Source organism: Mycetocola sp. Y791 (assembly GCF_059445325.1).
Map to the genome: position 1 here is coordinate 428,685 of NZ_JCAIUC010000002.1, position 16,401 is coordinate 445,085.

Sequence of the window (16,401 nt, forward strand, 5' to 3'; positions counted from 1 at the left end):
CGTTCGGCTCTCGTGTTGTGCAGAGCCGAACATGCAGAGCCGAACGGATGCCGTCGGCACGACTTAAGGAGAAGTATGTTCAGTGCCAGCGTGGTCGTCGATCCGCGTTTCGTCGTCGGCCCGGTCAACCGGCGGCTCTTCGGCTCGTTCATCGAGCACATGGGTCGTGCCGTGTACACGGGAATCTACGAACCGGGCCACCCGAGCGCCGACGATGAGGGCTTCCGGCAGGACGTCATCGAGCTCGTTCGGGAGATGGGGGTGTCGGCGATCCGGTACCCGGGCGGGAACTTCGTCTCCGGGTTTCGCTGGCGGGACAGCATCGGGCCGCGTGAGGAACGCCCGCGCCGGCTCAGTCTGGCGTGGCGATCCACCGAAACGAACGAGGTCGGTCTTCACGAGTTTGCGTCCTGGGTCGAGAAGGTCGGCGGTGAGCTCATGTACGCGGTCAACCTCGGCACGGCAGACACGATGGACGCGCTCGATGTGGTGGAGTACTCGAACATCGCCCGCGGGACAGCGCTGGCCGAGGAGCGCATCACGAACGGCCGCAGTGAGCCGTTCGGAATCTCGATGTGGTACCTCGGCAACGAGATGGACGGCCCCTGGCAGCTCGGCCACTCACCGGCGGATGACTACGGAAAAAAGGCATCACAGACGGCCAAAGCGCTGCGTCAGCTTGACCCGAAAGTGGAGCTCGTGGCATCCGGATCATCGCATCCGACCATGCCGACCTTCCCGCAGTGGGACCGCGTGGTGCTCGAGCACACCTACGACGATGTCGACTACATCTCCTGCCACGGCTACTACCAGGAGAAGGACGGTGACCTCGGGTCCTTCCTCGCCGCGCCGGTCAAGATGGACCGTTACCTCGATACGGTGATCGCGACAGCGGACCACGTCAAAGCGCTCAAGCGCAGCGACAAAACGCTCAACATCTCGTTCGACGAATGGAACGTCTGGTATCTCGGCGAGAATCTCCGGAGCTTCCCTCGGCAGAAGGACCGTTTCTACCGCACCGACGAGATCGAGGGAGACGACTGGCCCGAAGCGCCTCGCCTGGCCGAAGACGTCTACTCGGTGGCGGACGCCGTCGTCGTCGGCGGGCTGCTCATCTCGTTGCTGCGGCACGCCGACCGGGTCACCTCAGCGTCGATGTCGATGCTGGTGAACGTGATCGCTCCGATCACCACCGAACCCGGTGGGCCCGCCTGGCGGCAGACGACGTACTTTCCGTTCGCGGTTACCTCCCGCCTCGCCGCCGGTGTGTCCCTCGACGTCCGGGTCGAGAGTGCGCACTACGAGTCTGAGGAACTCGGTGCGGTACCCGTTGTGGATGCCGGCGCCACGTACGACGCGGAGTCCGGCCGTGCCGCAGTCTTCCTCGTCAACCGGTCGCTCACCGATGAAGTCACGGTGTCGGTGAGCCTTGCCGCGCTCGGAGACCTGTCGGTCCTGGAGACCCAGATGATTGCCGATCTCGACGTCTATGCCACGAACACGAGGGAGGATTCGGAGCGGGTGTCACTGATACCGAACACGACTGCGGCGGTGGATGACGGCATCCTCACGGTGACTCTGCCTGCGGTGTCGTGGACGGCGGTGTCGCTCGGCTGAATTACGCCGGGACGGAGCCGGATGACTCGCGCGTGACGATGTGGAAGTCCGGTTTGGCGAGCCGGGGCGGCCGACGCTCGCCGGTTTCGCGGATGCGTTCGACGAGCATCTCCACAGCCATCTCGGCGATGGACTCGCGGCCGGGATCGACGCTCGAGAGTGACGGCACAGAGAAGCGGGTCTCGTCGATGTTGTCGAACCCGATCACCGCGACCTCGTCGGGGACTCGAGTGCCGGCTTCGCCGAGGGCGCGGAGGGCGCCGAGACCGAGAGTGTCGTTGAGGGCGAAAACAGCGTCGAAGGGGACCCGCTCGGCGATCAGGCGGCGCACGGCGGCTGCCCCCGCCTCCCGACCCCACGGGCGGGCCGCGCAAATGAGTTCTGGAGCCTCGGGGATGCCAGCGGCCTCGAGCGCCTGCCGGTACCCGTGAAGACGCAAGCTCGCCGAGCTCGGTTCATGCCCGCCCTGCCTTGAGTCGGACTGCTGCGGGACGCCGATGAGAGCGATACGGGTGCGGCCCCGCGCGATGAGGTGTTCGACCGCAGCGCGGGCCGACGACACGTTGTGCATGGTGACGTGGTCGGTGGGGCCGCCGAAGATGCGTTCTCCGAGCAGCACGAGCGGCAGCGGGACATTGAGTTCGTCGACGTCGCCCTGGCCGAGCCGCACCGGACTCAGCAGCACCCCGTCGGTGCCCTGCAGCAGCGTGCCCTTGACCACGTCCAGTTCCTTGAGCCGATCGCCGTTGGTCTGCCCAACCAGGACGCTAAGCTGCCGTTTCTCCGCAGCGCGGATCACGGCATCCGCGAGCTCAGCGAAGTAGTTCTCGCGGAGGGCGGGCACGGCAAGTCCGATGACACCCGTCCGGCCTGAGCGGAGGCCCCGCGCGGAGAGATTCGGCCGGTACCCCACCTCGACGATCGCGCTGCGCACCCGATCGCGCACCTCGGTGCGCACGTGCGGATGGTCGTTGATGACATTCGAGACCGTCTTCGCAGAAACTCCCGCGACCCGCGCCACATCGCGAATGGTCGACCTCATCGATGACTCCGTCCTTGTGGCGCTCTGGTCAATATATCCGACCTCACCGGGCATAGAGCGCAGTCGCTGGGCACCCGTTGCGGGGCGGCGGCATCCGTCGCCCGCGGCGCTTTCGCCGACCGCTCCACTTCCATGCCCGCGCTGCAGATGCTTCTGCAGCGCGAGCATGGGTTTGCCGCGCTCGCGGGCGTGACCGCTGGCATCCGTTAGCCGACGCTCCTTCGCGCTCGGGACAAGGGCCGGCATCACCAGGCACGCGATAGCGGGGGGTCTGGGCGGTTCTCGCGGCATGATTGCTTCATGACATCTCAGAAGGTTTTGCACATGGTGCTCGTCCGCTGGAGCTCGCCGCTGGAGCAGGACGAGCTCGATCAGTTGACCCGCGCGGTTGGCGTGTTGCCCGAGCGGATCCCGGGCATCCTGAGCATCAACTCGGGGCCGAGTTCCAGCCCCGAGGGAATGGAACGCGGATTCGAGTGGGCGCTCGCGATCACCTTCGCGAGCGAGAGGGCGCGCGACGAGTACCTGCCGCATCCGGATCATGAACCGGTGAAGGACCTGATCGGCAAGTGGGCGGCCGAGGTCCTGGTCTACGACCTGAACGTGTGAGGCATCCGTTCCGGTACGCATTCGATGCGGAGCACCGCGGCGGACCTGTCAAGGCTCCGGACCAGATCAGGCCCGCGCTGTAGCGTTAAGGTCGGCCGCGCAGCCGCGGTTCACACCTACACCCCGGAGGTCTCTATGCCCACCACCGTGCCCGCCCTCGTCACAGCATCCGCTGGAGCATCCTTCGAGCGTTCCACGATCGAACGCAGGGATGTCGGCCCTCACGATGTCGAGATCGACATCGCCTTCGCGGGGATCTGCCACTCGGACATCCACCAGGCGCGCGCCGAGTGGGGTGCAGGCATCTTCCCGATGGTGCCGGGTCACGAGATCGCCGGGATCGTCACGGCGGTCGGCGATGACGTGACGAAGCACAAGGTCGGCGACCGCGTCGGCATCGGCTGCTTCGTTGACTCCTGCCGCGAGTGTGAGAACTGCCTCGCCGGCGAAGAGCAGTTCTGCCTCAAGGGCAACGTCGGCACCTACAACGGCCGCGAATACACCGGCGAGCCCACCTACGGCGGATACAGCACCTCGATCGTCGCCGACGAGAACTACGTGCTGAGCATCCCCGAGGGAATCGACCTCGACGTCGCGGCCCCGCTGCTCTGCGCGGGCATCACCACCTACTCGCCGCTCAAGCACTGGGGCGCAGGCCCCGGCAAGAAAGTAGCGATCGTCGGCATGGGCGGACTCGGGCACATGGGCGTCAAGATCGCTGCGGCGCTCGGTGCCGAAGTGACCGTGCTCAGCCAGACGCTGTCGAAGAAGGAGGACGGGCTGCGTCTCGGCGCGACGGACTACTTCGCGACCTCCGACCCGGAGACGTTCAAGAAGAACCGCAAGCGCTTCGACCTCATCATCAACACGGTGTCCGCCGACCTGCCGGTCGACGACTACCTGTCGATGCTGACCCTCGACGGCGCGATGGTGTTTGTCGGGCTGCCCGAGAACCCGCAGTCGTTCCGCGTCTTCTCGCTGACCGGCGGGCGCCGCAGCCTCGCCGGATCGAACATCGGTGGCATCCGCGAAACCCAGGAGATGCTCGACTTCTGTGCCGAGCACGGCCTGGGCGCCGACATCGAGCTCATCGGCGCTGACGAGGTCGACGAGGCCTACGAGCGCGTCATCAAGAGCGACGTGCGCTACCGGTTCGTGATCGACACCGCGACGATCCCGGCGCCCGCCGCGTAACTCGCCCCGCGGCGGCATCCGCACTGCTCGGCCACAAACGGTCGCTGATTCTCAGAATCAGCGACCGTTTTTGTCGTTGCAAGCGAGCGGATGCCGCAGAAGCAACCGTTTCTGTCGTCGCAGGCGAGCGGATGCCGCGGAGCGCGCACGCCCGGATGGTTACCGGGCATTGGTCGTGTGGGGTGCCCGTTCCGCCTCCGCTGGTTCGACCGGCGCCGGGCGGAGGGGGATCGCGCACGCCCAGGCCTGCACGGCGAGGAGGGAGAAGAACAACACAAGCACCCATGCGAAGCGCGCGGTCACCGGGATGCCAAGGGCCACCACCGCGACGACCGACAACGGCAGGAGCGACAGCGAGAGGACGCCGCAGACGATTCGTGCCCAGCGCCGAGATCCCGCCAGGGCGTATCCGCCGGCCATTCCGAGCAGCGGCGTTGCGAGCGCACCGCTGCCCAGGCCGGTTGTGAGCAGCGTCCACAGCTGGCCCGGCAGCGACAGCGTTGCCAGCGGGAACAGGAGCGGCGCCAGAATCAGGACGCGAATCGGGCGCCCGGCCCGGCGCCGCACTTCGGCCCACCCCAGCAGCCCGCCCGCGAGAACGCCGGGCAGCAGAATGCCGACGAACGTTTCGAGCCACGCGAACTGTGACTCCACTCCGGCGAGTTCGACCATGAATGCGCGCAGGCTCGCCGCCCACGCCAGCCCGCCGACCGCGCCAATCAGGACCGGGTTGACCCATCTCCCGTTCATGGCTCGACTGTAGAACGGGCGGGCCGGGCGCGCGAGGGGTCTGGCGGCTTCCTGCTCGGCCGGGCGAGCCTCTAGAGCGTCGTCATCCCGCCGTCGACACGGAAGGTCGCGCCCGTAGCGAAGCTCGACTCATCACTGGCCAGGAACACCGCGATGCCCTCGACATCCGACGCCTGCCCGGCCCTCCCGAGCGGAATGCGCGACACGATGGCCGCCCGATCCTCCGGGTCGTTCGCAATAGCTGCAACGAGTGGTGTCTCGGTGTAGCCGGGCACAATCGTGTTCACCCGGATGCCGTCGCCGGCGTAGGCCGCCGCGACCGCACGCCCCAGCCCGTGCATGCCGGCCTTTGACGAGCTGTATGCGGTGAAATCCTGGCCCTCACCGTTGAGCGCCGTCGGGCTGCCGATGAGAATGATCGAACCGCCGCGACCGAGCATGGAGCGGACACCGTGCTTGACTGTCAGGAAGGCCCCGGTGAGGTTGATCTCGAGAGTGCGCTTCCACACGTCGAGATCGAGATCGGCGACGGGAGCATCCTGGCCAAACAGCTGCACCCCGGCGCTCGCCACAACGACGTCCGGTGCGACGCCCTCGGCGGCCATTCGCTCGAACGCCGCTGTCACGCTGGACTCGTCGGACACGTCCATCTGCACCGCGAGTGCGTTCTCAACCTGCCCCGCAGCATCCGTCGCCGCTTCAACGTTGATATCGGTGAACACGACGCGGGCCCCCTCGCGGGCAAAGCGCTGGGCGATGGCCCGACCGATTCCCGAGCCGGCACCGGTCACGACGATGGCTTTTTCCTGCAGGCGAGAGGTCATGGAGTTCCGTTCCGTTCGGTGGTTGAGCGTGGGTCGGTGAATTTATGGCTGACGGCATCCGTCACGTTCGAGAGGCGAAGCACGGTGTACGGGTCGAGCGAAATGAGATGGTGCGAGCCCTCAATCCGAACCTCAGTTGCGATCGTCGCCGTGCCGATGTTCGTCAGCGCCACCTGCCACGACCCATCGGCTTGTCGCGAGCCAACACACCACAGGCCGGGCACGGTCGGGCCGGTGGGGACCAGAAGCTCCCCACCGGCGAGGCTCGCCAGTGCAGAAATGGCGCGTTCGACGGGGTACGAACCGTGCTGGTCGCCAAGACCTCGGGGGCCGGATGCCTCGAAGTAGCTCACGCTCGCAACCCGGGCATTGTCGGAGGCAGAGGCAATCGCTGCAAAACTGGCGATGGTCCACGCCTCGAGGCCCTCCGACCGTTGCCGCTCATCGGTGGCGCCTTCGGTCAGTTCTGCGCCGTAACCCTGACCGAGGTCCGAGGGCGCCTGGCCGGTCGCGTCGCTGGTTGCGACGGCGTTGAACCGAGGCCGGAGCGTGATCGGACCGACGTGCAACGGCCGCCCGTGGGCGATTGCGCCCGCGCTTGCCACGACGACCGCTTGCATCGGAATGGACTCGATGATCTGCGCCCGTTCCGTGGCGTGCATCTGCGGCGTGAGGGAAAAGGTCAGTTCCGGGATGCCGTCCGGCAGGCGCTGATGCTCGCGGTTCAGCTCCGTGAAATGTGAGCGCGCGCCACCGACGAGGGTAACGTCCGGCAGGTCTCTGGCAGCGCTGGTGAGCGCATCCCAGAGTTCCGCTTCGGTGACGTGACTGGTTGCCGAGAAGACCCCGAGTCGCAGGGCCCTCGTACCGCTCTCAACGAGCTGCTCGACCGCCTGCCGCACCCCATCCGGCCCATCGGCGACGATGCGAACGTCGAGGGGACGGTCGCCCGCCTCCGAGGCCGCACGGGCCAGCGCGTGCCGCCAACTCGGTGTTCTCGTGTCCAGTTCGACGAGCAGCGCGGCGACTCCGGGCGGCAGGTCCGCCGGGCTCCCGGGCATCGAGGCATCCGGGATCGTCGACGCGCCAACCGTGACCTCGGGAACCGGACGGCCGGTCCTGACCAGCTCGACGGCATCCGTTCGATCAGCGTGCGCTCGCGGCTGCACGCGCGTGGCAGTGAACGACACCGACTGCTCGACCGTCTCACCCGGTTCGATCGGGTAGGGGAAGGGCAGGCTCAGCGGTCGGCTGTACGTCTTGTAGCTCGCGTCGGTCCAGTTGCGCTGGTCTTCCATCTCGAACGTGTCGCCCGAGAACTCGGCGTGCGTCGTGACACCCTCATGCGTCCAGGTCAGCGAACGGATGTCGACGGCCGGCTGGTGTGGTGAAACAGCCACCGGGAAGGTGGTGCGTACCTCGCCCGTTTCCGTTCCGACCGTCAGGTGTTCGCCCGCCAGAGTCGGGGGATGCAGGACGACGAGGCCGAGCCTGTTCGTGAGGAATTCGGAGTGGGATGTCGCGACCAGCACGACAGTGAGCGACTGGGCATCAGCGACAACGTCGACCGTCGCACTGATGTCAGCGCCGAACCCCTGCAGGTCGAGTCGGAGCCGGGTCCCGCCGTTGATGGACTCGACGGCGGTGACCGTCGTCGGCACCGTGTTCCAGTCCCGGTCCCGTGCGACGGCGCGCACGCTGCGCGCCACCGGACTGCCGTCGAAGCTGAGATCGGCGATCTCGTCGCCACGCAGTTCGAACCGCCAGGGTCCCCGTTCGACAGGGATCGGTGTCGGCTCGGCAGACCACAAACGGTCCAGTCGCTGAGCGTCGGTTTCGGTCATGGGGTCGCTCCTCGCCTGCGCACCCCTAACCCTTCACGGCTCCGGCGAGTGCGCCCTGAATGAAGTATCGCTGAAACAGCAGGTAGACGATAAGAACCGGGATCGCCGACATGAAGATGAAGGCGTTCATCGGCCCGTAGTCCGTGCCGTGCTGTGTCGAGAAGCTCTGGACCGCCAGCGGGATCGTCCAGTTGCCCTGGGAGCGCAGCAGCGTCGTCGCCATCGCGTATTCGTTCCACGTCGCCACGAAGTCCAGCACAAAGAGTGCGGCAAGAGCGGGTTTCGCGAGCGGCAGGACGATCTGCCAGAAAATCCGGAAGGAGGAGGCGCCGTCGAGTCGGGCCGATTCCTCAAGCTCATCCGGTATCCCGCGGAAGAACCCGTACAGCACAAAGATTTGGTACGGGATGCCGAAGGCGAGATACGGCAGGATCAGGCCGAAGAGCGAGTCCAGGATGTCGAGTTCCAGCATGGTGCTGAACAGCGGACCGAGCCCGATCTGCACCGGCACCATGGAGCCGATGGCGATGACCATCATCAGTGCACGGCCTCCCCGGAACCGGATGCGGGCCAGTGCGTATGCTGCAGCGGCCGCGATCGCGAGCCCCAGCGGGACCTTGATTGCCGCGACGAGGAGGCTGTTGCCCGCCGTCACCCACAGGTCGCCGGTCTCCATAGCTGCGGTGTAGTTGCCCCATTCCCAGGTGGACGGCAACGACCACATCGGCAGGCTGTTGAGGTCCGGCTTGCTCTTCACCGAGGTGGTGAACATCAGGTAGAGCGGAAGGAACCACAGCACGGCGGTGACACCGAGCGCGGCCCAGAGGCCGATGCCGACATAGTCCCGCGGAGCGCGTCGGCGCGGTTCGTCCGTCAGTATCTCCTGCGCGATGGCCGGGGTAGCGAGTGCGCTGCTCATCGGTCTTCTCCCTTCATCGACCAGGCCATATACGGAATGACGAGGGCAAGTGTCACAACGAGGAGCACGGTGGCTACGGCGCCACCCATTCCGAAGTTGTGGTTGGTGAATGATTGTGTGTACGACCAGAGGGCCAGTACCTGGGTGGACTGTGCCGGACCACCGCCGGTCATTCCGACGACGAGGTCGAAGACCTTCAGTGCGTTGATGATCGCCAGAATGACGACCACGACCGTCGTGGGCCTGAGGGCAGGAACCGTCACCGCGAGGAAGCGCTGCCACGCGTTGGCGCCGTCGAGCTTCGCTGCTTCGACCAGTTCGCCTGGGACAGTCTGAAGGCCAGCGAGAAACAGAACCATGCTGAATCCGACGCCCTGCCAGACGCTCGCGACGAAGATCGACCCGAGCGCGAACTGTGGATCGCCGAGCCACGACTGTCCCCATGCGCCGAGGCCGACCGTCTCGAGGAGCTGGTTGACGAATCCGAGGGTCGGGTTGTAGATCCACCGCCACATCGCAGCGACGGTGATGGATGCGAACACTGCCGGAATGTAGAAGACCGCTCGCATGAGATTGCGGCCCCTCATCTTCCGGTTAAGGCCGAGAGCGAGGAGAAGCGCGATGCCGGTCGGAACGAGCAGCGACAGGACCACCCAGATTACTGAGTTGCGAAGTGCGGTCCAGAACACGGCGTCCTGGGTGGAGAGCCTGACGTAGTTGTCGATCCCGACGAAAACCGGCTCCTCGGTACGGAAACCGGACCACTGGAAGAACGACAGGCGCACCGCGTCGGCCATCGGGTAGAGCAGAAACCAGCCGTACAGGACGAGAGCCGGGATGAGGTACGGCAGCGCCAACACAAACCGGTGGTGCTTCGGGGTACGTGTCTTAACTCGACCCCTGGCGACAGATGTTGCGGCGGTCATGGACAGTCCTCTTTTCGGAGGGTCGGACAGCGTCCGGCAGGGTGAGGGAAGGGAGGGTTCCGAGGGGACACGAGGACGAGGTTCAGCCCCCGTGTCCCCGGACGGCTACTGGGAGTCGCGGAACTTCTGGAACTCGGCACCCGCGTCCGCGGGGTCAAGTGAGCCGGTAAGAACCGAGTTCTGCACGCGCCAGAACTCGGTGGTCTCCGCCGTTGAGAAGTTCTGGTCGTTGTTTGTGTAAACGCCGTCCGCTGCCTCGAAGAGTTCCACCCACACGGGGTTGAGCGGGTTCTCGGCGTTGACGGGCATGTTCTTGTTCACCGAGAGAGGGCTCCAGGCGTCGCCCGCAATCTCCTGACCGTCGTCCGAGGTGATGAAATCGAGGAACTTCGCGGCCTCATCCGCCTTCTCGCTTGCGGAGTTAATGTAGAACGCTTCGCCGAACCCGTAGAGGCGGCCGGTGCCCGTCGGGAACGTGAAGATCCCAATGTCCTCGGGGTTCATTCCGTTATCGACGACCTGAGCGTTGTACCAGCTGCCTTCCAGAGACATGGCAACGTCACCGGCGAAGAACAGTTGGGCTGCGTCGTCGTTACTGACCCCGAGGTATCCCTCGTTGAAGTAGTTGTCGCCCCAGGTCTTGAGTTCGGTGAACGCATCGGTGACGCACTGTTCGGAACCCCAGTCGCCGTCACCGGTGTTGAGCTCATCAGCGACGTCTGCGCCGCACTTGGTTTCGATCAGAGAGTCCAGAAGGCGCATCACGTCCCAGTTCACGGTGCCGCCGAATTCGATCGGTGTGATGCCCGCGGTCTTCAGCTTCTCAGCGGCTTCCACCAGACCGTCGTAGTCCGTGGGCGGCTCGGCGATGCCAGCCTCCGCAAACAGCGTCTTGTTGTAGTAAATGCCCTCGCCCTGCTGGGTCCAGGGAACACCGTGGTAGCCCCCATACTGTGTGATTCCGCCCAAAGACGCCGCTGTAAAGCGGTCATCCCAGCCGTATTCATCGTAGTAATCCGACAGGTCAGCGCTCATGCCGACGTCGACCAGTTCTCCGCCGAGTCCCGAGCCTTCCCAGTACCAGTAGATGTCGGGTCCCGCGTCAGTTCCGGCGATCTGGCGAAGAGCATTCTTGTGCTCGTCTGTGGACCGCTCCTCCAGGCTGATCGTCACACCGGGATTGTCTTTTTCATAGGTGTCGATGAGGGTATCAAGATTGGTGCCCTGTGGTCCCTCCTGGGTGATGATCCATACGGACAGGGCGTCTGCGTCGGCGGAGTCCCCGCCGTTACCGCCGGAGCAGCCGGCCAGGACCGTGACTGCTGCGGCACCGAGGGCGACTGCGCGCCACGAGCGATTAATGTGCATCATTGCTTCCATTTCGTTGTCGTATCGGTTGGGTTAATGTGGCGATTCGTGAGGGGACGAGTCGCCGTGTCTCTATTCCGCGTGCTGCCAGCGGCTGAATTCCCGAAGCTTGAGGTAGAAGTCCTCGAACATAAGCCGCGTGTCGACGCGCGTGTAAACGCGCATCGGGCGGGAATCGGGTGCCGCTTCATACCGTCCGTCGTCCATAAGAGTCGGCGTGGGCATTGCGACGTAGTCGCTCGACGACGGGTCCGCCTCGAACAGGGACTGCAAGGCAGTCAGTAGAACGAGAGGCGAGTCGCCCATCGCGTACGTCTCCGACGGCCCGCGCCCATGTTCGGTGGCGCGAATGATCTCCTTGGCGACCTCGGCGTAGAGGTACTCACCCAGCGCACCTTCGGTTGCGACCCTCAGGCGCAATTCCGCGTCGGACATCAAGCATTGGCGGTAAACGTCGCGGGGGATCTGCCAGAGCTGCAGTTCGGAGTCATTGAAAACCACCTGCGCGGCGAGAACGTCAATGAGCAGGTTGTACTCAATGGGCATCGCGCCCGGTGGGGGAACGGCGAGTCCCTCATGCTCATTGCCGCCGATCCAGACCACGGTCATCCGTTCTGCGATCCGGGGCTCCTGCAAGTATGCGGAAGCCAGGTCCGTGAGTCCGCCGCCAGCGAGGAAGAACAGCGGTGAATCGTCAGTCCGCATCGCTTCAGCGATGATGGCGTCAACGGCCGCCGACGGTTGCGCCGTGTGGCGGTCGCGCAGGCCCATATTCGATCCGGTGACGATGGCGTCCGTGGATTCCAGCCCCATGCGGGCGAACACGTCCCTGGCTACCGCGACGGCATTCTCTGCGGACTGGGGGCCGGGATCGAACGGGTCACCCTCGCGAAGGTGCGAGCCGATGACGGCACGGATGTCGACGTTCGGCGAGAGGAGGTGGTGAACCAGTTGGAACAGGTCGTCGGGGTCGCCGGAGAAGTCGTTGTCAATGATGACCCTGGCTCGCGCTGGTGCCAGCGGCGGTATGGCCTGCCACGGGGTTGTACCCAATGCCCAGCGGTTGGCCGCGGTTGGCATCGGAGCTTCAGGGTCCGGGATCGACGTCATGGTGGTGTCCTTCGTTGGGCACTGTGTGCGAATTGCGTAACCGGTTGACCGATTGGGTTATCGATAACTTATTATCTGGGTGATCGATAACCTATAGAGTCGATCACCTCGTTACCTTTTCGTTATCTTCGGAAGACAGAGCACAGAGGAGTACCGGTTGGCGAATTCGAACGCATCAACGCGGCCCAGCATGGCCGACGTTGCGCGGGTCGCTCGGGTATCCACGCAGACTGTTTCCCGGTACTTCACCGGTACCGGGTACGTTCGGGCCGAGACACGGAAACGCATCGCGGATGCCATTCGAGAGCTCGGTTATATCCCCAATCAGGCCGCGCGGAATCTTCGCGCGAGGAGGACGAATACCATCGGCGTGCTGTCGATGGGTGCGTTGAACTTCGGCAGTGCGGGCATACTCACCGGCCTGGGGCTCGCCGCACGCGAGGCCGATGTGACGCTGATCATCGCCCAGCTCGATCTCGACCTCGAGGCAAAAAACTGGGAGTCCGAAGCTCGACGAGCGTTGGATCATTTCGTTGCCGTGCAGGTCGAAGGCATCATCCTGTCGACGCCCATCGCGGACGCAGACCGGCTTCTCGCCCGGGTGGGCAAGGAGATCCCCGTCTTCACAGTTTCCGAGCTCCCGCGGTCGCAGGAGGCCTCAGCGGGTGCGCACTCGTATTCGGCCGCATTCGAGGCCACGAGGTACCTCATTGGCCTTGGTCACCGCGACATCGTCCACGTTGCCGGCCCTGCTACACGGAACGAGGCTGCCGAACGCGTGCGCGGATACCGCGAGGCCATGGCGAACGAGCATCTCCCGTCCCGCGTGATCGGTGGGGCTACCGACTGGTCGGCGGCGTCGGGATTCATGGCGGGGGAGTCGGCGGGTGTGTCCGGTTTCACGGCGGTGGTTGCGAGCAACGACGAGATTGCCCTGGGCTTCATGAGTTCACTGCAGAACCGGGGCCTCCGGGCACCCGAGGACTTCTCGATCGTCGGCGTCGATGACATGCCGACGGCCGCGTACTTCTCTCCACCACTCACAACCATGCGGCTCGATTTTCGGGCGCTCGGCGTTGCCACGTTCCGGATGCTGCACCAGCAGATCCGGTCAGGCGAGCACGCGAACCACTTCGTGCTCGAGCCGGAACTCATCATCCGCGGTTCGACCGCCGCTCTCATCGAAAGGTGACGGGAGGGCATCCGCGCTGCTCGGACGAAAACGGTCGCTGATTTTCGGAAACAGCAACCGTTTCCATCGGAGCAAGCGAGCGGATGCCGCGGGGCGCGAGCCCCGCGCGGCCTACCTCTCGATCTTGTCGAGGTGCAGCATCGCGGCGAGGTTCTTGTCGAGCTCGTCGTCGCGGAAGACCTTCTTCCAGTCGTCCTTGATGATGTTCGACCGGCCGTAGTCCATGGCGATCAGGCAGGCGTCGCTGAACGGGTTGTCACCACGGAGTCCGTTGGCGAGTGCGACCTGGGTGTGGCCGAGGAGGATTGACCGAGCGGCCGGCTCCGGCACGCCCATGGTGTTGACGGCCTCGTCCAGCGCTTCCTTGAGCAGGGCGCCGATCATGCACGCGATGGTCTCGACGAGGGTCGGCTCGAGCTGCGCGAGCTGCTTGATGGTGACCCAGTGCACGTCGATGACGGGCGCGTAGATCGCCCGGACGGTGGCCTCAACGATGGCCTTCTTCTCGGGGTCGTCCGATTCGATCGCCGCAATGGCATCCTGGGGCGCAGCGATTCCGCCGAAGGTGTCCGCGTACTCCTCCGGTGTGGTGCGCTGGAGGAAGATCGACGGGTGGCACGGGTGCGCGACGGCCTGAATGACGTCGTCGCGGGTTGTCAGCAGGCCGGCGTACGCGGCGGCGGGGTCAAGCGTGAGCACGATGGCACCCGACTTGAGCTGCGGAACGATCTCGGCCGTGACCGGGCCAAGCGCAAGGTCAGGAACAGCCAGAACGACGATGTCAGCGTCAGCGATGGCATCCGCGGTCTCGGTGAGTTCGCGACCTGCCGCGCGGACGCGGTCCTGCCCGACGGGGGAGTTCTCGCTGTAGAAGACCTTGTGGTCGGTCTTCGACAGGTTGTCGGAGACGCGGGTCCCCATCTTTCCTCCGGCACCGATCACGGCGATGGTGGGGTTGAAGTCGGTGGTGCTCATCGGTTTCTCCTCAGGTAATCCAGTGTGGTGGCTGTCCAGGCAATCTCCGCCTGGACGGTGGTTTCGGGGTCGCCCTGCCAGGGCAACCAGTGTTCGACGATCTCGTTGATGCCACGGGCTTCGGGCTCGACGGTGTCGAGCAGGTGCCGGTAGTCGTGCAGCCCTTCACCCATCGGCGCACCGCTGTAGGTGAAACCGACCCAGCCGTCCTGCCGGGCGAAGGCGAAGTCCTTCACGTGCACGTTGCGGGTGAGGGCGGCGCACCGCTCGACGGCATCCTTCGGCAGTTCCAGTCCGGCAACGACGTTGGCGGGGTCAAGGCAAATGCCAAGCCGGTCGCTGCCGACCCGCTCGACCAGCCCGACGAGGTCTGTCGTTGACACCTGCTCGTAGGTCTCGAGCGCGAGCGTCACACCGGCCGCGTCGAACGACGGCAGTATGTCGGTGAGGATCTGCTCCGCGTCATCAAGGCTCGGGCGGTGGTCCGGCCCGTAGAGCATGCTGCGAACGAGCTTCGCGTCGAAAATCTCCGCCAGGCGCAGGAACGACGTCAGGTGACCGGGCTCAATGCCCTTGGTCCCCAGCTCGATCGTGAGCCCGAGGTTCCGGGATTCCGCGGCCGCTGCCGTGAGTTCGGCGTGGGACATCGACAGGAGCGGCGCGTAGTCGCAGATCTGGAACAGGTCGACACCGAGTTCGCGCGTGCGCTCGAACGCCCCGACCAGACTGAGCGGCTCTGGCACCCGTGACGAATGCTGCCAGAGGAACGCGTAGGTGCCGAGTCCGATCACGCCCGTGCCGCCGATCGTGCGAGTGTCGCTGCTTCGTCGAGAACGGATGCCAGCGCTGCGGGGTCGTGCGCGAAACGGCCGAGGAACAACCCATCGACGTCGGAACCGAGGGCGGTCAACAGGCCGGGGCCGGCGCTTCCGCCGTAGATCACCGCGCTGCCGTCGCGACCGTCCATCGAATTGATCGCACTGCGCAGCTCGGCGCACACGGTACGGATGTGCTCAGCGCTGGCAGGTTCTGCTGCGCCGATCGCCCAGACGGGTTCGTAGGCGACGATGACCCGGCCCGCTGGAGCGTCGGTGAGAGCGGAACGCAACTGGCGAACTGCCTCGCTCGCCGCGGCATCCGCTTCTCCCTGAACGGTCTCGCCGATACAGAGAACGGGAGCGAGGCCGTTGCGGAGGGCCGCCGCGGTTTTGGCGGCCACGATCTCCTCGGTCTCGCCGAACAGCCGTCGTCGTTCTGCATGCCCGACCTCGACAACGCCGGCACCGATCTCGGCGAGCTCGGTGCCGCTGACCTCGCCGGTGTAGGCGCCGTTGTCCTCCCAGAACAGGTCCTGGGCGCCGACGACAACGTCGGTTTCGCCGAGGGTCTCGATCGCGGCGGGGATCGAGACGAAACTCGGGATGACGAAGAGTTCGACGTCCCCGTCCTTCAGCGACTCGTTGTCGCGACTCAGCTCAGCGACATCAGCGAACCACTCGCGCGCGCGGGCGTGCCCGAAGTACATCTTCAGGCTCACCCCAACGACGACGGGAGCCATCAGCAGCTGCCGGTGGTCTCGTAGGTGTCGAGGACGGCAACCTTCTCAGCGCTCGCCGAGGTCTCGTCGAACCGGTAGGTCAGCCACTCGCGCACGAGACGGCGGGCCAGCTCTGCGCCGATCACGCGCTGCCCGAGGGCAAGCACCTGTGCGTTGTTCGAGAGCACGAGCCGCTCGACCGAGAAGCTGTCGTGCGCCACAGACGCACGGATGCCCTTGACCTTGCCCGCCGCCATCGCGACGCCCATGCCGGTTCCGCAGACGAGCAGGCCCCGGTCGGCGTCACCCGCGGCAATGGCTTCACCGACCGCGACTCCCACGCGCGGGTACGGCGTGTGACCGTCGGCGTCGACGCCGACATCGGTGACGCTCTCGACCAGGTCGCTGGCGAGCAGGTCCTTCTTGAGCAGTTCCTTGTAGTCGTATCCGGCGTCGTCCGAGCCGATCACGATTCGCAGTTTGTCCATTATGTT

16 protein-coding genes are annotated in these 16,401 nt (G+C 65.4%); 4 read left to right on the forward strand and 12 right to left on the reverse strand.

The window, feature by feature from the left end; genetic code table 11:
- The first annotated feature begins 75 nt into the window (after positions 1–75).
- Positions 76–1,617: an arabinosylfuranosidase ArfA gene (gene arfA / locus AC1C2N_RS06890; RefSeq protein WP_495433405.1), complete on the forward strand. Its 1,542-nt coding sequence runs from the start codon at positions 76–78 to the stop codon at positions 1,615–1,617.
- A gap of 1 nt (position 1,618) precedes the next feature.
- Here arfA and AC1C2N_RS06895 read toward each other — a convergent pair whose 3' ends face one another.
- A complete protein-coding gene (locus AC1C2N_RS06895) occupies positions 1,619–2,659 on the reverse strand; it encodes a LacI family DNA-binding transcriptional regulator (protein ID WP_483406319.1) in 1,041 nt (346 codons plus the stop codon).
- Between the two features lie 300 nt (positions 2,660–2,959).
- On the opposite strand from AC1C2N_RS06895, the gene AC1C2N_RS06900 reads away from it, so the two are divergent.
- Complete coding sequence (locus tag AC1C2N_RS06900; RefSeq protein WP_495433406.1) at positions 2,960–3,268, forward strand: Dabb family protein; 309 nt, start codon at positions 2,960–2,962, stop codon at positions 3,266–3,268.
- 135 nt (positions 3,269–3,403) lie between these two features.
- Entirely contained in the window at positions 3,404–4,462 is a 1,059-nt protein-coding gene (locus tag AC1C2N_RS06905; RefSeq protein ID WP_495433408.1) for an NAD(P)-dependent alcohol dehydrogenase, read from the forward strand.
- Between the two features lie 159 nt (positions 4,463–4,621).
- On the opposite strand, the gene AC1C2N_RS06910 is transcribed toward AC1C2N_RS06905, so the two are convergent.
- The 7 genes from AC1C2N_RS06910 to AC1C2N_RS06940 form a co-directional block, all read right to left on the reverse strand.
- Positions 4,622–5,212, reverse strand: a complete 591-nt coding sequence (locus AC1C2N_RS06910; RefSeq protein ID WP_495433409.1) for a hypothetical protein — start codon at positions 5,210–5,212, stop codon at positions 4,622–4,624.
- A gap of 71 nt (positions 5,213–5,283) precedes the next feature.
- Positions 5,284–6,036, reverse strand: a complete 753-nt coding sequence (locus AC1C2N_RS06915) for an SDR family NAD(P)-dependent oxidoreductase (protein ID WP_495433410.1) — start codon at positions 6,034–6,036, stop codon at positions 5,284–5,286.
- Positions 6,033–7,880 carry a D-apionate lactonase family protein gene (locus AC1C2N_RS06920; RefSeq protein ID WP_495433411.1) on the reverse strand — a complete coding sequence of 616 codons (1,848 nt, stop codon included), beginning with the start codon at positions 7,878–7,880 and terminating at the stop codon, positions 6,033–6,035. The genes AC1C2N_RS06915 and AC1C2N_RS06920 overlap by 4 nt, the downstream gene beginning before the upstream one ends.
- Positions 7,881–7,905: 25 nt before the next feature.
- The gene (locus AC1C2N_RS06925; RefSeq protein ID WP_495433412.1) at positions 7,906–8,799 is read right to left on the reverse strand and encodes a carbohydrate ABC transporter permease; all 894 of its coding nucleotides are present in this window, start codon (positions 8,797–8,799) and stop codon (positions 7,906–7,908) included.
- A complete protein-coding gene (locus AC1C2N_RS06930; RefSeq protein WP_495433414.1) occupies positions 8,796–9,725 on the reverse strand; it encodes a carbohydrate ABC transporter permease in 930 nt (309 codons plus the stop codon). The genes AC1C2N_RS06925 and AC1C2N_RS06930 overlap by 4 nt, the downstream gene beginning before the upstream one ends.
- Before the next feature lie 105 nt (positions 9,726–9,830).
- Positions 9,831–11,096, reverse strand: a complete 1,266-nt coding sequence (locus tag AC1C2N_RS06935) for an ABC transporter substrate-binding protein (protein ID WP_495433415.1) — start codon at positions 11,094–11,096, stop codon at positions 9,831–9,833.
- A gap of 69 nt (positions 11,097–11,165) precedes the next feature.
- A complete protein-coding gene (locus AC1C2N_RS06940) occupies positions 11,166–12,203 on the reverse strand; it encodes a nucleoside hydrolase (protein WP_495433417.1) in 1,038 nt (345 codons plus the stop codon).
- A gap of 157 nt (positions 12,204–12,360) precedes the next feature.
- Between AC1C2N_RS06940 and AC1C2N_RS06945 the strand changes: the two genes are divergently transcribed.
- Positions 12,361–13,395 (forward strand): LacI family DNA-binding transcriptional regulator, encoded by a 1,035-nt coding sequence (locus tag AC1C2N_RS06945; protein WP_495433419.1) that lies wholly within the window; start codon positions 12,361–12,363, stop codon positions 13,393–13,395.
- 111 nt (positions 13,396–13,506) lie between these two features.
- On the opposite strand, the gene AC1C2N_RS06950 is transcribed toward AC1C2N_RS06945, so the two are convergent.
- From AC1C2N_RS06950 to AC1C2N_RS06965, 4 genes are read right to left on the reverse strand one after another with little or no spacing between them, the layout of a single operon-like run.
- Complete coding sequence (locus AC1C2N_RS06950) at positions 13,507–14,370, reverse strand: phosphogluconate dehydrogenase C-terminal domain-containing protein (RefSeq protein ID WP_483406304.1); 864 nt, start codon at positions 14,368–14,370, stop codon at positions 13,507–13,509.
- On the reverse strand, positions 14,367–15,161 hold the full coding sequence (locus AC1C2N_RS06955) for a sugar phosphate isomerase/epimerase family protein (protein ID WP_495433421.1): 795 nt from the start codon (positions 15,159–15,161) through the stop codon (positions 14,367–14,369). The genes AC1C2N_RS06950 and AC1C2N_RS06955 overlap by 4 nt, the downstream gene beginning before the upstream one ends.
- Positions 15,158–15,928, reverse strand: coding sequence for a triose-phosphate isomerase family protein (locus AC1C2N_RS06960; protein ID WP_495433422.1), 771 nt, complete (start codon positions 15,926–15,928; stop codon positions 15,158–15,160). The genes AC1C2N_RS06955 and AC1C2N_RS06960 overlap by 4 nt, the downstream gene beginning before the upstream one ends.
- Entirely contained in the window at positions 15,928–16,398 is a 471-nt protein-coding gene (locus tag AC1C2N_RS06965; protein WP_483406714.1) for a ribose-5-phosphate isomerase, read from the reverse strand. Before AC1C2N_RS06965 ends, AC1C2N_RS06960 begins: the two co-directional genes overlap by 1 nt.
- Positions 16,399–16,401 lie beyond the last annotated feature (3 nt).